The organism is Nocardia huaxiensis (genome assembly GCF_013744875.1).
In the GTDB taxonomy this organism is placed as follows: domain Bacteria; phylum Actinomycetota; class Actinomycetes; order Mycobacteriales; family Mycobacteriaceae; genus Nocardia; species Nocardia huaxiensis.
Window position 1 is genome coordinate 6,371,490 of sequence record NZ_CP059399.1, and the last position, 15,852, is coordinate 6,387,341.

A 15,852-nucleotide genomic window follows, 5' to 3' on the forward strand; every position below is an offset into this window, starting at 1 on the left:
GTGCCAGGTAGTGACTGGCACGGACTCCGCTTTCTGTATTCAGTTTGCTATTCAGTTGTCCAGAATGATCAGTTGAACAAGGTCATCTGATTCTGATGGGCTCTCCGATCACAGTCGTCCCGGTAGGTTCTGGCCAGCCGTTGCACCATCGACTTCGACAGGTCGTAGTCGGTGGCGATAGCGGCCCAGCTGTCTCCGTGGTCGAACCGTTCCTGGAACTCCCGCCCGAGCCGTAGTTGCGTCCGGGCACTCATCGGCTTCTTACGCGTGGTCATCATCGACACCCGCGCAGCCATACGCGTCATTGCGTTGGCACTCGCCGTCCCCGATCACACACCCTGCCTCGTCGCAGAGCCCGCATAGGGTTCGCACCTGGTCTGTTCCGACTACGGTGTCGAAGCAGTCCCGGCACCCGCACCACCGATAGCCCGAGCCATCCGTCGCCGCGGGTTCGTCGTCGCTGACGTCCCACGGTTCGTAGTGGCCGCACTCGCGGCAGTGGATGAGGTACTCGAATCCGAGCGCCCGATCACTGGGGCGGGCGGGGATTCGGGCCATCGGCATCCCGCAGCATTCGATGTCGACGGACTTCATGCCGACACCTCCCGACTGTCGGTGTAGACGGTCCAACGGGTTTGGATCGCGGTCACGATCTGCTCGTCGGCGACATCGATGTCACCCACGATCACCCCGACCTCACGCAGGTACTCCAGCGCGGTCCCGATCACCGCATACAGCTGCGATCGGTCGATGACGTGAACATCGGCCAGCATGACCATCACGCCCTCCCCGGAGTACGTGCCCACTCCCAGTCCTTGGGCAGCATCCCGCCCTCGGACAGCGAGTCATCCAGCACCGCCACCTGATCGGTGAGTTCGATCAAGATGCGCGCCACCTTGCGCAGGTCGTGCACATCCCACACCCCGATCCCGGTGTACTGGCCGATCAGCTCCCGGATCTCGGCCAGAGCCTTATTCGGGTCCATCACGCCCTCCCAACGCCGTGCGCCCACCACTCGGGCAGAACCTCACCGCGCGAGAGCCACGAGTCCAGTCCCACAACGGCTTCGACGAGGGCATACAGCAAACGCGCCTCTTCGTTCTGGTCGTGGTCGATATACGGACTCAGGGCATACGCTTCGTCGGTCAGTCCCCGGATTTGGTCCAAGGCCGCGTTCGGGTCCATCACCGCCTCCTGGATGCCGGCGGTTCCGGGCACAGCGCGTGTTGCTGCTCCAGCGCACCGAAATCCCATGTCAGGCACTGCACCTGATCCAGGAGTTCCTTGCACTGGTCTTTCAGGTCGTCGCGTTCCTTGATCAGCTCGGCCACCCAGATCGAATGGGCCTTCGCGTCGGCAACAGCCGGTTCGCTGTCTTCGACGGGAGTACCGTCCTGGAGGGCGTCGGTGATCGCTTGCAGCAGATCCGTGGTTCCTTGCCGCGACATCTCGGCCGTCACCGACCGATACTGTCCGCCCAGGGAATACAGGACAGTGAACCGGAACTTCGCACCCGGCTCCATGGCGACCAACAACCGGCCTAGCCGTTCGGCCCGCGACACCATCTGATCGGTGTTCATCACGCGACCTCCGCCCCGGGTTCGGCCGGAACGGCATCGTGATCGTCGGCGGGATGCTCGAAATGAGCCCACCAGCGATCGTGCGGGCTGTCGATCAGTTCGATCCGCCCACCGCACTGTCCGCAACGCACCGGCTCCGGCGCGGGCACCGCGTCGTGACCGAAGTCCGGCTCGTCCGCGTGTGTCCACCAGGTGCCGAATGTGCTGTGTACCTCCCAGATTCGACCACGGCACACATCGCAGAACACGAACTTCTCCGGCTCGAACACCGTGGCGTCGCCGTTGACGGTGGCGATGTCCTCGACTGCGTTGTCGATGCCGAAGAACCGGCTGATCGCTCGATTGAGGTTGTCCCGAAGGATGCGCGCCTCATCGACGGTCAGATCGGCGAACATGCCTTCGAAGCGCGGGTGCAGACGCCAGCGGATCTCGATGTCCCCGCGGATGTCTCCGGCGGCCAGCAGCTCGACCGTGGCATCGGGCATGTTGTGCCAATGCAATTCGATCTCCCCGCTGCCGCCGCGCCCGTAATCGCCGAGCGATGCCGCCGCCGCAGTGGTCCCCAAGTACGCCATGATCAGATTCCTTTCTGGATGATGTGGTGAATGGCGTTGTGGCACAGCAGGTTGGTCATCAGAACTCCCCTGCCTGCGGCCACGGACTGGCGCTGAAGGTCGGCGGCAGATCCTCCGGCGACGGACTGAGCGTCCAGTCCGACCCCGAATCGTCCAACCCGTCCCCGGCGATGAACCGGTCGTAGGCCGACAACGCGAACCTCAGCGCCTCCGCCAGCTCGGTCACCTCGTCCATCTCCATGAACACCCGCACCCCGGATTCGGGCGTGGGCGTCCAGGCGATCTCGACCCGCGGCCCCTCGGTGGTGAACCCCAGAAACACTTCGGCCTTGACCTCGTGCCAGTGGAAGGTGATATCCCCGTGGCCGTCGCTGCTCGCGGACCGGCTTTCCATGCACGCCATCAGAACGGCACCTCATCCGACTCGGGCGCGGCAGCGGCGTACGGGTCATCGCTGGCCCCGTTCCCCGCGGCCCCGGACGGACGGCCGTTGCCATTGCTGTTGGCGCGGTTCTTGGACTTCACCGGTTTGGCGACCGCGTATTTCAGCGACACCCCCACCTCCTCGGCGACCAGTTCCACGATGGTGCGTTTGACCCCTTCGCGGTCGTCATAGGTGCGCTGCTGGAGCTTGCCGACCACCACGACCCGCGCGCCCTTGGTGAGGGAGTCGTTGACGTTCTCGGCCGGTTCGCGCCACTGGGTGCAGCGCATGAACAGCGCCGGACCGTCCTTCCACTTCTTCGACTGGGCGTCGAAGATCCGCGGGGTGGAGGCCACGGTGAAATTGACCACCGCGGCACCGGTATCGCGCATGAAGCGGATCTCCGGATCGGCGGTGAGGTTGCCGATAATGGTGAGAGTTGTCTCTCCGGACATGTCAGTCTCCTGAAATTCGGTGTGTTAGTTAGGTTTCCGAGAACAGGTCTCGGGTGAGGTTGTCCAAGCCTCGGATGTGATGCCATGGCATCACGGGTGTGTAGCTGTCGTAGCGGGTACCTCCTTTCGATGTTGTTGTTGAAAAACCTTTGGGGCACAGTCGGTTTCGGCTACGCCTCGGCCTGCATCTGCGCCGTCTGTTCGGCCTGCGCGGTGGCCTGCTGCCGCGGTTCGGCGTGCTCGGCCTGTTCGGCATACTGCGGTTCGGGCTGCCCGTAGTCGGCATCGACAGTGGCCTCCGCGTACGCCTTGGCCCCGTTGTCCTGCTGTACTGCGGGGTGCTGGCGGGGCCGCTGCCGAGCTTCGTGCTTCGCGCGCGGCGCGTGCCCGTTGGCGGTGGCGGTTTCGCGGGGCCGCAGTTCGGTCAGTCGTTCTTCGAGCTTGTCCAGGCGTCCGGCGAGATCATCGAAGCGGCGCGCGTGTTCGCGGCGCAGCTGCGCGATTTCGCCGCTCGCCGGTTGCGCGTCGCCGGTGGCGGTGGCGGCGAGTTCTTCGCGATGCTGGACCACGCGCTGTTCACTGGCCGCCGCCGCGTACCGAGCCCGTACGGCTTCGCGACCGGAGACGGGTTCGAACAGGTTGCGCGCCAACGGTTTCGACGGATCACTGTCGACGGCACCGAGGGCCTGCACGACCTGGCCGCGCTGCTCGGGGGTCAGCACGGTGTCGTGGACGGTGTGCTCGATGCTGGCCCGCAGCCCCGACAGGTACGCGGTCGCCTTTGCCTGTTCCTGCGCGGAGGCTCCGGCGCGGGCGCGGGTGTGGGCGGCGTGGGATTCCTGCTGGTATTCGTGGCTGCGGTGCTGGTACCAGGCTTGGGTGTTGGTGGTCTCGTAGGCGAACTGCCGTTGCGCCTCCATCGCCTGGGCCAGCAGTTCCTTGCGCTGGCCGCGGGTCAGGCGCACCGACCCGTCCGCGGTCGCGCGTTCGATCTGGCGCATCACTTGGAAGAACAGCTGCCACAACTGCGCCCAGTTCCGTTCGACTTCGGCGGATTCGCGGCCGGATGCCTGATGGGGTGTGTCGCTGGACCAGAATCGGGTGTGCTTGTCGGACATGAGAATTCGTTCCTTTCGGGGGTCGGAGGGTCAGGCCGTGGCTTTCGCCGGGGCTGTGCGGTCGCGGTCATGGGCGGTGCGCCAGGCCCGCCAGCGCGCACGCGCCGGTCGGGTGTGGGCGAACCAGAAGCGGGATGTGGCATGGAATCCGGTGAGGGCGAGATCGCGGGCGAGAGTGCCGGCGGTGGTCCAGTCGGGGTAGCCCGCGCTGATCCAGATGCCGTAGCCGATCCAGCCCGCCAGCCACACCAGCAGCGGCACGACCGCGGCGGCGGGGGCACCGGAGAACAGCGTCAGCCACATCAGCGGCGCGGTGATCCCGGCCGCGACCAGGAAAGCGCGGGCACCGAAGATCTTGCGGCGGGCTCGGGTAAGCCATTTGGTGCGCACCATCTCCGCGGGCTTGATGCCCGAGCGCTCCATCAGCGCTTGCAGCTCACCGTCCCAATCGATGCCCTTGCCGTTGGTGGTCATGCCGGAACTCCTTCGTGATCGTCGTGATGGTTGGTGTGGGCTTCGGGCCGCCAGTCCGCGGCCAGTCCGGTGTCCGGGGTGCTGTCCTCGCGGTCACCGTCGCCGGGGTCGGTGTCCGCACTGGTGGCCACGTAGCGGCGTACGGTGCGCTTGCTGACCTCCAGTTCCGCGGCGATGCGGCCATGGCTCCAGCCCGCGGCGTGCAACTCCCGTGCCCGCTGGCGGCGACTGTCCACCTCGGTGTCCTCCTCCGTGGCCATGTCTCCGGCGGAGGTGTCCGCCTGTCCGGACACGGCGGTCGCGGTGTCCACCCGGCGGCCAGGGATCGGGGTCAGGGGTTCGACCTGTAGCGCCAGCGGAACTTCGTAGGGCACGGCCGGTGCCGGTTCCCCGAACCGCATCGGCTTCCGGCGTACGGGTGTAGGCACGGGCGACTCTGTGGTCTCGGGGCGGGTCATCGACACCAGCGCGAACCCGCACACCACCATCAGCCCGTCGAGAGTGAGCGGCCCGAATTCGGCGGCGGGATGCCCGTATCCCCAGGCCAGCAACACATCTCGCACGTGGCTGTAGGAGATGACCGCCGACCCGAGCGCGACCGTCCCGGCCCCGCCGTAGCGGGCCAGTGTCCACCAGGGGCCAGGCCGCCAGGTGGCCCGCGAGATCACCTCGACCGACAGCAGCAGGCCGATCGGCCACACCGCCGCCCCGATCTGGGGTGCGATTCCGGGTGTCCACCCCGCCGGCATGGTGGCCGCGGGCAGCCAGGTGTGCAGGACGTTGGCCGCGATGGAGGTCAGCGACCCGAATACGAATCCCGCCCATGCCACTAGCCGACCGCGTGCGGAGATGGCTGTGGTGTTCATCGTGTCCACCCCCTGTCCACCTCGGTGTCCTCGGTGTCCGCCGGGGTGTCCGGGGTGGCCGTCTGCTCGGGGTGGGTCTGTCCGGGGTGGTCATCGCGGTCACGACGGTGGCCGCTCTGGGTGGCCACGTAGGCGGCCATGGGGCGTAGGTAGTCGGTCATGCGACCTCACCGCCCTCGGTGTCCTTGCCGTCGAATCCGAGATCGGCGCGCGGGGCACGTCCGGATTCCAGATCCCGCACCACCTTCAACGGCACCCGCGGATGACCACCGGGCCAGCGCTGCGGGTACGGGTCGGCGGGCAGCGCGGTCACCTCATCGAGGTCGACCGGGATCACATGTCCCCATTGGGCTTTCAGGGCGTGGACCCAGACCACGTCGCCGCGGTCGAACTCCGCGAGCCGGTTCGGGTCGATGAAGAACGTTTCCCGGTTACCCAGCGTGCCGTCCTCACCGACCTTGCCCGCCTTGGAATGCCGGGTGTTCTCGGTGACCGGACGCGTGCCGAACACCTCCGAGACCTTGCCGCCGCCCTCCTGCACCATCAGCAGGCCACCGGAGGGGCAGCCCTCCATCAGGCGGCGGCGCTCATCGGGAGTTTGCCCGAGCCCGTATTGGTTCTGGGCGGCGAAGATCGCCACCACACCCATCCCCAAAAGCCGTTCGGCGATGGTGAATTGGCCGATACCGCCGGTCTTGTCCGCGACCGCCGACATCTCATCAATGATCAAAATGATCTGCCGGTCATGCTCCCCGCACGCGAACTGCGAGATCAACGTGGTGAGCGCGGCGACCTGGGCGCGGGCATACTCCCCGCGGATGGTGCCGGGCACGGTCGCATAAATGACATCGAAGGAATCCAGCGGCCGTCCGCCTTCGAAACCTTCGCCGATCGCGTTGAAGATGTTGCGGAACTTGCCCGCCACGTCCCCGATCGCGGGCGGCTTGTTCTGCTGGAGATCCTCGATCTCGGCCAGGATCGCGTCGTGGCCGACCCAGCCGACCTTGGTCAGCCAGTCGTGGGAAAGCCGTTGCAGGAAATCGTCTTTGGACTTCGGCTTACCGACCGGGGCGTTCACCGCGAGCTGTACGACCCGGATACGGTTCTGCTTGAAATGCTCCGATCCGGCGTCGACGGCCTGGACCGGGTTGATCATCGACTCCAGGGTGGCGCATTGATCCTCGGCGTTCATCGCCCACAGATCGAACCGGCTTGTGATGGGCCACAACGCAATCCGCTGCGCAGGCGTCCCGTGCCGGGCCGCGATCTTGACTACCTGACGGCCCGTCGCCAACCCCGGCTTGCCGCCCTTGCAGTCCACGAAGATCAGCAGTGGGCGCTTCTCCCCGGTCCGCACGTACCGGTGCCAGTACGCCTCGTACAGCCCGGTCCCGAGTCGCACCAGCAGGGTGGTCTTGCCGGCCTTCTGCGACTTGCCCAGCACGAACATGTGTCCGAGCCCCTCGATGGGGATCTCCAGCTTCGCGCCGCGCGTATCCACCAGCTGCGTGACCGTGGTGTCCTGCGTCGCGTCCGTGCGCTCGGACAGCGTGCCCAGCACGGCCCGGGATTTGAGCCAGCCGGTCACCAGTGGCGCACCGTACTTCGCGGCCCGCCGCGCCGCCCGCGCCTGGCCTTGTTGCTGGCGGCGCAGCAACCGCCGTGTCTTCCACGGGGAGTCGATGCCCTCGGTGCCGAGCCGCGCCAGGAACCGTGCCCGCCACAGGGCAGCGAGCCCCCAGGCGATCGGCAGGCACCCGGCGGTCATCGCCACGAGTGCTCCTGAGCCCGGGCCCGACCGGATCAACACTTGCGAGCCCTGCCACCACAGCGCCGGGGACGCGAACCAGGAGTTCGCGATCCATACCGCGCTGATCGGCAGCACCAGCGACCCGAGCGCGAAGTTACGGACCCGGCGCGCATCCCAGCGCCGCCAGTGCGCCATGTAGTTCATGCCGACCCCGAGCGCGACCGCCCACGCCAGTCCCAGCAGCGCGGTCCCGAGCGCGACGAACGTCTCCGCGACGCTGGGCAGATGCAGATCCCAGTTCGGGGCCTGCCACCCGTTCGGCAGCGCCGGGTTCTCGAACAGCTCCGGCGAATCCGGTTGCGCCGGTAAGGGACTCACCTCGGTGGCCGCCGGAGGTGGTGCGGGCGGTGGGACCTCCACGGTCGGCACCGCAGGGGCCGTGGTGCCGCAGTCGTCCGGGGTGATCATCGGCTTGCATCCGGTCATGACGACACCTCCCCCGCGTCCGCCTTGCCCTGATCGATCAGGCGCTCAAGCGTCAGGCGGATCTCCTCGGGGCTTGCCGACCTCAGATCCAGTCCCGTGGTCTCGCCCCACTGTGCGGACCCGGCGGTGGATTCCAGTCCTCCCGCGGGGTCGATAATGATGATCAGCGGCTCGCTCACAGCAGCCCCTTTCGCGCCAAAGTGGCGTCTAAGTTGTGGATTTCGAGATTGGGAAGAGATTCCTGGCCACGCTTGTGCGCGAGCCGGGTCGCGACACCTTCGAGGGCGCGCTTGAGACCGTCGCCGCGGGCGAAGTACAGAACGCCGGCCAGATCATTCCGTTCGGCTGCTTCCAGGGCCGCGGTCATGGCGCGCATCAGGCGGCCGTCGCCGAACTTGCGCGACAACTCGACCTCGACCGCCCACACCTTGTCGGGATCGGCGAAGTCCTGGAACCACGCGTCATGGATATGGCCCTCGGGCCGCCCGGTGTCGGTCTTGAGCCGCCGCCGCAACAACCGCTCACTGGTCCAAACGGTCGGGTCGGTGTCCAGCCCGGTCAGCGCCAACCGCAACTCCGTGATCGCGGTCAAGTGCGCCGCGGTCGACGCTTTCGGCTGCCATGGCCCTGGATCGAATTCCAGGTACCCCCAGTTGATTTCGCGAGTCATGGAGATCCACAACGGGCCGGTGGGCCGCTCCCCGGGCGCGTCGAAGGTCTTCGAGTTCCGCCACGGCCCCGACGATCCGTAGTCGACTCGGACCACCTCGGCACGACCGAGCTTGGCTACGCGTCCCGCGAACTTGTGCGCCTTGCGCGCCTTGCCGTCTACGGCCTTGGTCAAGGTGTCGAACGACAGGGCGTACTGCTGGCTGGTGAACTCCTCCAGCCGGGTTTCCCACCCCTGCAACAGAATCCGGGGCTCACTCATGACCGACCGCTTCCCGCGGGCATTCCTTCGGCCACGCCGCGACCTGCTGAGTCCCCGGCGCGGGACACACAACCACCGTGGAGGGCAGAGCATCACGAGTGCCGAACAGCAGTACCCCCAAGTACAGGCCCACCGCGAATACGACAGTCAGCAGTACCACTACCGCTACGGCAGATGACGACATCGGCATGGCCACCCGGCTGTCCGGTCCGATCAGCAAGTGCTCATTCATTGCCGATCACCTCGCCACTCGTGGCCGACAAGTCTTGGGCCAGGGTCATGCCGCACCGCCTGCTGTAGGGATCGGAACCAGCAAGGCCATGGCCTCATCACGGCGCACTCGGATGGTGTTCGGTCCAACCATGTAGCCGGTCAGGCGGCCCTGGGAGATCCAACGTCGGACTGTGTCCTTGTGGACGCCGAAGAGTTCGGCTACCTCCTCCATCCGCATGTAAGTGCTGCCGGATCTGCTCTTTTCGCCTCCTCGGCGCTTCCTCGTACTTGTCAAGGCAATCGCTCCTTCCTGTGAACTCTCGGGACGAAACCCGTTGAGATACATGGAATCTCGCGACAGCCTGGGGGTAGTAGGATGCAAAACGGCACGTGGGCGTACGCCACAGAGCCTCGTTACACCCCCTCGTACGCCCCCGTGCTATCCGTCCCACGTCCCATGGGACGCGAGGTATGTTGGGCGGTGTGGAACATCTGCTACCAGGCACTACCTCCGCAGACGTACGCGGACAGAACCCAACTGTCGCCGTCTTGCCGATTGGCAGTTTCGAACAGCACGGTGAGTTTCATCCATTGATCACCGACACGACGATCGCGTGCGCTATCGCGAAGCGGATCGCGATCGACTACGACCTGATGCAGCTACCACCCGTCACCTTCTCGTGCTCTCACGAGCACGCTGATTTCCCTGGCTCCGTTAGCATCCGAGCGACAACGCTGGTATCGATCATCAACGATGTTGCTGATTCACTCCGCGCATCAGGCATAGATCGCCTGGTGATCGTCAACGGTCACGGGGGGAATTACGTACTTCAGAACGTCGTACAGGAATCGAACACATCCAAACGACGAATGACGTTGTTCCCCATGCCATCCGATTGGCAGCAGGCTCGAACCATGTCGAGCATGAAGACGACGGCACATGAAGACATGCACGCCGGTGAGCTGGAAACTTCCATCTTGCTTCACGTAGCGCCAGAATTGCTCTGAATCGTCCCGGTGAGTCCGGAGACTTATTGGTGTGACAGCTCAGCGAGTTGCTGGGCTGTGAATCGCCCCGGTGAGTCCAGGGACTTCGTCATCTGTGAAGGATGGAAGTCGTGTCGTCGAGGAAGAAGTACCCGGTCGAGCTGCGTGAGCGAGCGATCCGGATGTTCGTGGAGATCCAGGATCAACACGAGTCGGAGTGGGCCGCGATGAAAGCGGTCGCCGATCTGCTCGGCGTGGGGACCCCGGAAACGGTCCGCAAGTGGGTGCGTCAGGGCCAGATCGACGGTGGAACCCGTCCCGGGGTGAGCACCGATGAGTCCGCGGAGTTGAAGCGGTTGCGGCGTGAGAACGCAGAACTCAAGCGCGCCAACGGAATTCTGAAAGCCGCGTCGGTTTTCTTCGCGGCCGAACTGGACCGGCCCCAACGCTGACCGTCAGGTTCATCAGCGAACATCAAGGCCGTCGCGAACACGGCGGCCTGCGATGGGGTGTCGAGTCGATCTGCGCCGCGCTCACCGAGCTCGGCGTCAAGATCGCCCCATCGACCTACTACGAACATCGCAACCGGACCCCGACCCAGCGCGAACAGCGTGACCAGGAATTGAATGTGCAGATCACGCGCGTGCACAACGAGAACTACCGGGTCTACGGGGCCCGGAAAGTGTGGCTGCAGCTCAACCGCGAGGGCATCGGCGTCGCCCGTTGCCGGGTGGAACGGCTGATGCGTGGTCTCGGATTACGAGGTGCGGTGCGCGGCAAGGTCAAACGGACCACGATCGCGGACCCGGCCGCGCCGCGGTCGGCGGATCTGGTGCGACGCAAGTTCTCTCCTGCGGCACCGAATCGGTTGTGGGTAGCCGATTTCACCTACGTCTCGACGTGGTCGGGATGGGTATATGTCGCGTTCGTCGTGGACGCCTACGCCCGTCGGATCATCGGCTGGCGCACCTCCACGTCGATGACGACCGGGTTGGTGCTCGACGCGATCGAGCATGCCATCTGGACTCGGAACCGCGATGGATGGGATGTGAAAGATGTTGTCCACCACAATGATAGGGGATCTCAATATACCTCGATCGCGTTCACCGAACGCCTCGCCGAGGCCGGGATCCAACCCTCTGTAGGGGCGGTCGGCTCCTCTTATGACAACGCACTCGCCGAGACGATCAACGGTCTCTACAAGACCGAACTGATCAAACCTCGAGGCCCGTGGCGCACGGTCGATCACGTCGAGTTGGCCACCGCCGAATGGGTCGACTGGTTCAATCACCGTCGCCTCTACCGCAATTGCGGTGACATGCCACCTGCCGAACTGGAAGCCGCCTACTACGCTCAACAACCAGCCCAGCAACTCGCTGAGCTGTCACACCAATAAGTCTCCGGACACACCGGGACGATTCATAGATTCTCTTCCGCGCGAGGTCGATATCCTTCCGGCGCAACTCTGCGAGTTCACCGAATCGCAGGTGGCACCAAGTGGCTAGCAACGCCATCAGCTGGAACCTCGGCGGCAAGGTCGTCACGATCACTTCAAGCTCCTCCAGCGTGGCCGGCCGAATGACCTTCGCCCGTTGCACGCTGCCAGCGCCCTTGATGCGGCAAGGATTTCGGTGGACAGGCACCGCCTTGTCCGCTAGGGCGCTGTTGAAGATTGTCGAGCAAAGACCGTAGACACGAGCCCGGAGCGTGGGCGTCTGTGGGTTCAGCTTCCCGTACCACTGCCTAATGTCTGATTCGTCGATAGAACCGATCGGGTAGTCCCCCAAGACCGGCAAGATGTGGCCGTCGAGCCAGTCTTGGTAATCCTCCCCCGTCCGGTCCGCGAGATCGCGCTCTTTCATGAACCTTTCGGCATACTCCCCGAATGTCAGCTTGACGTCCTCGGGCAACTCTGTGCCCGGCGGCTGCCACGCCTTCCGAATGATGTCCGCCTGCACTACGGAGAGATATGCTCGCGCGTCCTGCTGCGTGAGGAAGGTTGTCGGAGCCTTGTAGCGACGGCCGTCCGGCCCGTAGTACTGCGCACGAACGCGTCCGCTGGGAAGTACGTCGACCGAACCGAACGTACCCGGCGTCCTGTCCTTGCGCCCCTTGCCGCGAACCATGTACCACCGCCTCAGTCCGCGCGGCTATTGGAAGTCAGTTCAACCTGAGTTCACATGAACTCCGTGGGGAGACATCTGTGGTGAACTCGACATGAACTGAGAAAAGTGTATCGATGCGGACCGGTGCCTACCAGTGCAACGAGCATCCTAAGGGAAAGATACTGTCAGGCAATCATTTTCGCTGGCTAGGCACCAGAGGGACGGGACGCGCGATACTGGTTCAATCCCAGTATCGCGCACCATGTTTCATACAGATCAGGCCCGGCTCACGCCGGGCCTTTCTGCTTTTCCGGTCTGGTCCCCACTCAGGTGAACAGCGATCCGGTGCGGGGGTCGATGGGGAGGGGCAGGCCGTTCACCAGGCAGGAGCTGCCGGCGTTGATTCCGGTGCGGCGGACGTCGATGTCGAGGCGGCCGGTGTGGGTGGTGCCGTCGGGGGTGTGCTGGTGGACTTCGATGGTGTGCCAGCCGAGGCGGGTCGGGGTCCACAGGGTGTGGGCGCCGTCGGCGGGGTTGTAGGAGACGCCGGGTAAGGGGGTGCCGTCCACGGTGATGGAGAAGTCGCCGTCTACCGGGTTGGAGACTCCGGCTTTGATGGTTTGGGGGCAGCCCATGACGGGGCCTTCGCTGCCGGTGTTGTAGACGATGACGCCTACGATGCCGGCGGTGGCGGACGGCGCGAACTGCATGATCGCCGCCAGGGCGCAGGCTGCGCCGAGGAATCCGCGCCGGAGGACAGTGCTTGCCATAGTGCTCCTTTCGAGCAGGTCGATTGCCTCACCGTAGAAGACGGCGGCGCGGATGGTCGGCAGGCGCCGCGACCTGTTTCACACGGGCACGCCGGCTTTGTGCGACACCTCGGTTTGCAGCGGGACGGGGCTGGTGTAGCGGTAGTCGTCGCGGTCGAAGCGGGTGGCTTTGCGGTAGGTCTTCAGCAGCGACCAGGGGCGGATGTAGGGGGATTTGCCTTGGGAGTTGATGAAGTAGCTGTTGGAGCCTTCGCAGCGGGTTTCCAGGTAGTAGGCCAGGTTTCGGCCGCTGCGCAGCATCTCCCGGTGGAAGCGTTCCTGCGCTTCGGGGCGGACCTCGACGGTGGTGTGGCCGCGGCGACGGGTTTCGGCGATGACGGTGGCGATGTGGCGCATGGCGTTCTCGACGAAGTAGTGGAAGGCGGTGCCGGTCCAGGAGTAGGGGCCGATCATGAGGAAGCGGTTGGGGATGCCGGCTACCGAGGTGCTGTAGTAGGCCTTGAGTTCCTCGGTGTTGTAGAAGTGGCCGAGGTCGAATCCATTGCGGCCCAGGACGGTTCCGGGTGGATAGCTTTCCGGGTCGGAGAAGACCTGGTAGCCGGTGGCCAGGACCAGGGCGTCGATTTCGCGGTCCACGCCGTGGGCGTCGCGAATGCCGTGCGGGGTGATTTCGGCGATGCCGGAGGTGATGAGCTCGACATTGGCGCGGTTGAGGGTGGGCAGGTAGTCGCCGCCCGCGCCGCCGCGAATGCAGACGATGCCGAAGCCTGGGCGCAGTTGGTCGCGAATTCCTTTGTCCTGCACCTTGTATCGGACCCAGCCGCGATAGGCCCGCTTTCCGGCGAGGTCGACGAGGCGCGCACCGGACTTCCACATCGGGTGCGGTGTGTAGATGGCGACTCGCAGGGCGGTATCGATCAGGGCCTGCGCGGCACCGTTGACCAGCGCCGAGCCGCCGGGCAGGGCGAGGAAGCGCTGCATCCACGGGCGCAGTTCGAAATCCGGTTTGGGCAGGTAGACCTGCGGGGTGCGCTGGTAGATGTCCAGACGCGCGGCCTGCGCCGCGAGTTTCGGGGCGATCTGCATGGTGCTGGCGCCGACTCCGATGACGGCGACGCGTTTCCCGGCGAAGTCGTAGTCGTGGTTCCAGTCGGCCGGGTACATGCGGACGCCCTGAAAGGTGTCCAGCCCAGGGATGTTCGGGCTGGTCTTGGGGTTGATGTACGCGCCGACGGCGCTGATGACGAAGCGGGCGGTGAGGGGTTCGCCCGATTCCAGGTGCAGCCGCCAGAGGTGGTGCGCGTCGTCCCACTCTTCGCGAACGACGTTGACGCCGAATCGCATTCGGCGCGGCAGGTCGTGGTCGGCGGCGACCTGCTCCAGGTATTCCAGGATCTGGTCGCGTTTGGCGAAGAGCCGGTCCCAGTCGGGTTTGCGCGCGAAGGAGAACTGGTAGGTGGTGCTGGGGATGTCGCAGCCGGCGTCGGGGTAGCTGTGGGTGTACCAGGTGCCGCCGAGTCCGCCGACGCGGTCGACGATCAGGAAGTCGTCGATGCCGATCTCCTGGAGTTTCACGCCGGCGCAGATGCCGCCGATGCCCGCGCCGATGACCACGACTTCGTATTGGGGGACTTCGTGTTCGGTCACTTGATGCCGTCCTTGGCACGCCGGGCGCTCAGGCGGGCCGAGGCGTGCCCGTTGGTGGTGATCGCTTCCGGGGTGGCGGTTTTCGCGATCCGGGCGACGCGGCGGCGCATGAGCGGTCCGGTGCCGCCGATGTGGTAGGCCAGCCGCCAGGCGGGCGGGAACCAGGTGGCCAGGCGCAGCGGCCCGCGCGGGGTGACCGCGACCGTCCAGGCGACTTTCGTTCGCCCACCGCCGATATCGGTGAATTTCATGTCCTCGGCGTATTGCCGGACCATCAGGTATTGCATCCAATTCCCGCTCACCACACCGAAGGTGATGCGCTGCAACGGTTCGTACCGCCAGAACCGCTCGCGTTCGACCCACAGGAAGCGCAGCGGATCAAAGACCGATCCCATATCGCGGACGACGCCGACCCCGCGGGCGGGCGAGTCGTAGAGCACGCCGAGACGTGGGAACGGCAGCCAGCTCCAGGCGCGGTCGTCGTCGATGGCGGTCCAGACCGCGTGCAGTGGCGCGTTGAAGGTGGGTTCGATGGTGAAGACCAGTGCGGCGGTGTCGAAGACGGAGTCGTCGACCGGTTGTGCGGCTGGATGCTGGGTGTGCAGGAACGAGGTGGCGCTCATGGCTGCCTCCGGAAGTTCGTTGTGACCTGGTGATAATTACCCGACGTCGGTGTCATCAAACTAAATTGTCTGGGACGGAAACACAAGAGCGTGTTCCCGACGCCCCGCTACCAGCGGGATCACCGGCCCGGCCGCATACGATGGGCTGGATGACCGAACCAGCCAGGCGCGGACCCGGCCGCCCCCGCGACGAACGCAATGCCGAGCGGCGGCGCGCCGAACTCATTGCCGCCGCGTACAAGGTGTTCACCACGAAGGGGTATGCGGCCGCCTCGACCGCCGACATCACCGCCGAGGTCGGCGTCGGCTACGGCACCTTCTACCGCTACTTCGACAGCAAGCGGGCGATTCTCGACGATGTGGTGGATTACGGGCTGGATCGGCTACTGCAGGACATCGCGGGCGATGTCTTCGAATCCACCACGGACACAAAAGAAATCACCATCGAGGGGTTGATCACGACCTGGACGAGCGCCGTCGATCGCATGTGCCGGATCGCCGAATCCGATCCGGCGCTCATGCAGGCGCTGCTGTTCGATCTGCCCGGCATCGACGAGGAGCTCGACAGCCGGATCCTCGGTCTCGGCGGCATTCTGGCGGCGACGGTCGGCCGCTTTCTGTCCCGCGCGGTCGACGCCGGCGTGGTGCGCTCGGACATCGACACCACCGAGACCGCGTGGATGCTGCTGGCCCTGACGATTCCGCCGGTCATGCGTACCCTGCGCGGTGACGGCGAACTGGATCGGCAGGCGTATGTGACGACCGCGCTGGCCGTGCTCGAGCCGGGATTACGGCCCACGACACCCAATTAATCGACGCGCCTGTCTGCTAATCTCGGCCCTGTCCGC

At 65.3% G+C, this 15,852-nt stretch carries 24 protein-coding genes; 3 read left to right on the forward strand and 21 right to left on the reverse strand.

Going from position 1 to position 15,852, the window contains the following annotated elements; translation table 11 throughout:
• Positions 1-68: 68 nt before the first annotated feature.
• The 17 genes from H0264_RS28865 to H0264_RS39235 all read right to left on the reverse strand — a co-directional run bounded on the left by H0264_RS28865 (position 69) and on the right by H0264_RS39235 (position 9,218).
• Positions 69-275 carry a hypothetical protein gene (locus H0264_RS28865; protein WP_181580467.1) on the reverse strand — a complete coding sequence of 69 codons (207 nt, stop codon included), beginning with the start codon at positions 273-275 and terminating at the stop codon, positions 69-71.
• Between the two features lie 315 nt (positions 276-590).
• A complete protein-coding gene (locus H0264_RS28870) occupies positions 591-806 on the reverse strand; it encodes a hypothetical protein (protein WP_181580468.1) in 216 nt (71 codons plus the stop codon).
• Complete coding sequence (locus H0264_RS28875; RefSeq protein ID WP_181580469.1) at positions 779-985, reverse strand: hypothetical protein; 207 nt, start codon at positions 983-985, stop codon at positions 779-781. Before H0264_RS28875 ends, H0264_RS28870 begins: the two co-directional genes overlap by 28 nt.
• Positions 985-1,185, reverse strand: coding sequence for a hypothetical protein (locus H0264_RS28880; protein WP_181580470.1), 201 nt, complete (start codon positions 1,183-1,185; stop codon positions 985-987). Before H0264_RS28880 ends, H0264_RS28875 begins: the two co-directional genes overlap by 1 nt.
• A complete protein-coding gene (locus tag H0264_RS28885; protein ID WP_181580471.1) occupies positions 1,185-1,460 on the reverse strand; it encodes a hypothetical protein in 276 nt (91 codons plus the stop codon). Before H0264_RS28885 ends, H0264_RS28880 begins: the two co-directional genes overlap by 1 nt.
• Positions 1,461-1,579: 119 nt before the next feature.
• A complete protein-coding gene (locus H0264_RS28890) occupies positions 1,580-2,155 on the reverse strand; it encodes a hypothetical protein (RefSeq protein WP_181580472.1) in 576 nt (191 codons plus the stop codon).
• Between the two features lie 58 nt (positions 2,156-2,213).
• Complete coding sequence (locus tag H0264_RS28895) at positions 2,214-2,549, reverse strand: hypothetical protein (RefSeq protein WP_181580473.1); 336 nt, start codon at positions 2,547-2,549, stop codon at positions 2,214-2,216.
• A gap of 8 nt (positions 2,550-2,557) precedes the next feature.
• Positions 2,558-3,034, reverse strand: coding sequence for a single-stranded DNA-binding protein (locus H0264_RS28900; RefSeq protein ID WP_181580474.1), 477 nt, complete (start codon positions 3,032-3,034; stop codon positions 2,558-2,560).
• Positions 3,035-3,204: 170 nt separating this feature from the next.
• Positions 3,205-4,152: a hypothetical protein gene (locus H0264_RS28905; RefSeq protein ID WP_181580475.1), complete on the reverse strand. Its 948-nt coding sequence runs from the start codon at positions 4,150-4,152 to the stop codon at positions 3,205-3,207.
• 30 nt (positions 4,153-4,182) lie between these two features.
• Positions 4,183-4,626, reverse strand: a complete 444-nt coding sequence (locus H0264_RS28910; protein ID WP_181580476.1) for a hypothetical protein — start codon at positions 4,624-4,626, stop codon at positions 4,183-4,185.
• Positions 4,623-5,492, reverse strand: coding sequence for a terminase gpP N-terminus-related DNA-binding protein (locus tag H0264_RS28915; RefSeq protein ID WP_181580477.1), 870 nt, complete (start codon positions 5,490-5,492; stop codon positions 4,623-4,625). The genes H0264_RS28910 and H0264_RS28915 overlap by 4 nt, the downstream gene beginning before the upstream one ends.
• Entirely contained in the window at positions 5,489-5,653 is a 165-nt protein-coding gene (locus tag H0264_RS28920) for a hypothetical protein (protein ID WP_181580478.1), read from the reverse strand. The genes H0264_RS28915 and H0264_RS28920 overlap by 4 nt, the downstream gene beginning before the upstream one ends.
• The gene (locus H0264_RS28925; protein ID WP_181580479.1) at positions 5,650-7,728 is read right to left on the reverse strand and encodes a hypothetical protein; all 2,079 of its coding nucleotides are present in this window, start codon (positions 7,726-7,728) and stop codon (positions 5,650-5,652) included. Before H0264_RS28925 ends, H0264_RS28920 begins: the two co-directional genes overlap by 4 nt.
• Positions 7,725-7,907: a hypothetical protein gene (locus tag H0264_RS28930; RefSeq protein WP_181580480.1), complete on the reverse strand. Its 183-nt coding sequence runs from the start codon at positions 7,905-7,907 to the stop codon at positions 7,725-7,727. Before H0264_RS28930 ends, H0264_RS28925 begins: the two co-directional genes overlap by 4 nt.
• Positions 7,904-8,659, reverse strand: coding sequence for a hypothetical protein (locus H0264_RS28935; RefSeq protein WP_181580481.1), 756 nt, complete (start codon positions 8,657-8,659; stop codon positions 7,904-7,906). The genes H0264_RS28930 and H0264_RS28935 overlap by 4 nt, the downstream gene beginning before the upstream one ends.
• Positions 8,652-8,891 (reverse strand): hypothetical protein, encoded by a 240-nt coding sequence (locus H0264_RS28940; RefSeq protein ID WP_181580482.1) that lies wholly within the window; start codon positions 8,889-8,891, stop codon positions 8,652-8,654. The genes H0264_RS28935 and H0264_RS28940 overlap by 8 nt, the downstream gene beginning before the upstream one ends.
• A 45-nt stretch (positions 8,892-8,936) precedes the next feature.
• Positions 8,937-9,218, reverse strand: coding sequence for an excisionase family DNA-binding protein (locus H0264_RS39235; RefSeq protein WP_338040102.1), 282 nt, complete (start codon positions 9,216-9,218; stop codon positions 8,937-8,939).
• Between the two features lie 137 nt (positions 9,219-9,355).
• Here H0264_RS39235 and H0264_RS28950 point away from each other — a divergent pair, with 137 nt between their 5' ends.
• Together H0264_RS28950 and H0264_RS28955 are read left to right on the forward strand one after the other, a co-directional pair.
• Positions 9,356-9,880 (forward strand): creatininase family protein, encoded by a 525-nt coding sequence (locus H0264_RS28950; protein ID WP_244975977.1) that lies wholly within the window; start codon positions 9,356-9,358, stop codon positions 9,878-9,880.
• Between the two features lie 110 nt (positions 9,881-9,990).
• A protein-coding gene (locus tag H0264_RS28955; RefSeq protein ID WP_420831994.1) for an IS3 family transposase occupies positions 9,991-11,255 on the forward strand; the annotation gives its coding sequence in 2 pieces (ribosomal slippage) (positions 9,991-10,273 and positions 10,273-11,255; 1,266 coding nt in all).
• Here the strand turns inward: H0264_RS28955 and H0264_RS28960 are convergent.
• The 4 genes from H0264_RS28960 to H0264_RS28975 form a co-directional block, all read right to left on the reverse strand.
• Positions 11,143-11,985: a tyrosine-type recombinase/integrase gene (locus tag H0264_RS28960; RefSeq protein WP_181580484.1), complete on the reverse strand. Its 843-nt coding sequence runs from the start codon at positions 11,983-11,985 to the stop codon at positions 11,143-11,145. The two genes, H0264_RS28955 and H0264_RS28960, sit on opposite strands and share 113 nt — an antisense overlap.
• Before the next feature lie 305 nt (positions 11,986-12,290).
• A complete protein-coding gene (locus H0264_RS28965) occupies positions 12,291-12,734 on the reverse strand; it encodes a hypothetical protein (protein WP_181580485.1) in 444 nt (147 codons plus the stop codon).
• Positions 12,735-12,812: 78 nt separating this feature from the next.
• Positions 12,813-14,381 (reverse strand): flavin-containing monooxygenase, encoded by a 1,569-nt coding sequence (locus tag H0264_RS28970; protein WP_181580486.1) that lies wholly within the window; start codon positions 14,379-14,381, stop codon positions 12,813-12,815.
• Positions 14,378-15,004 carry an SRPBCC family protein gene (locus tag H0264_RS28975; RefSeq protein ID WP_181580487.1) on the reverse strand — a complete coding sequence of 209 codons (627 nt, stop codon included), beginning with the start codon at positions 15,002-15,004 and terminating at the stop codon, positions 14,378-14,380. Before H0264_RS28975 ends, H0264_RS28970 begins: the two co-directional genes overlap by 4 nt.
• Before the next feature lie 149 nt (positions 15,005-15,153).
• Here H0264_RS28975 and H0264_RS28980 point away from each other — a divergent pair, with 149 nt between their 5' ends.
• Positions 15,154-15,816 (forward strand): TetR/AcrR family transcriptional regulator, encoded by a 663-nt coding sequence (locus H0264_RS28980; RefSeq protein WP_181580488.1) that lies wholly within the window; start codon positions 15,154-15,156, stop codon positions 15,814-15,816.
• Positions 15,817-15,852: the final 36 nt, after the last annotated feature.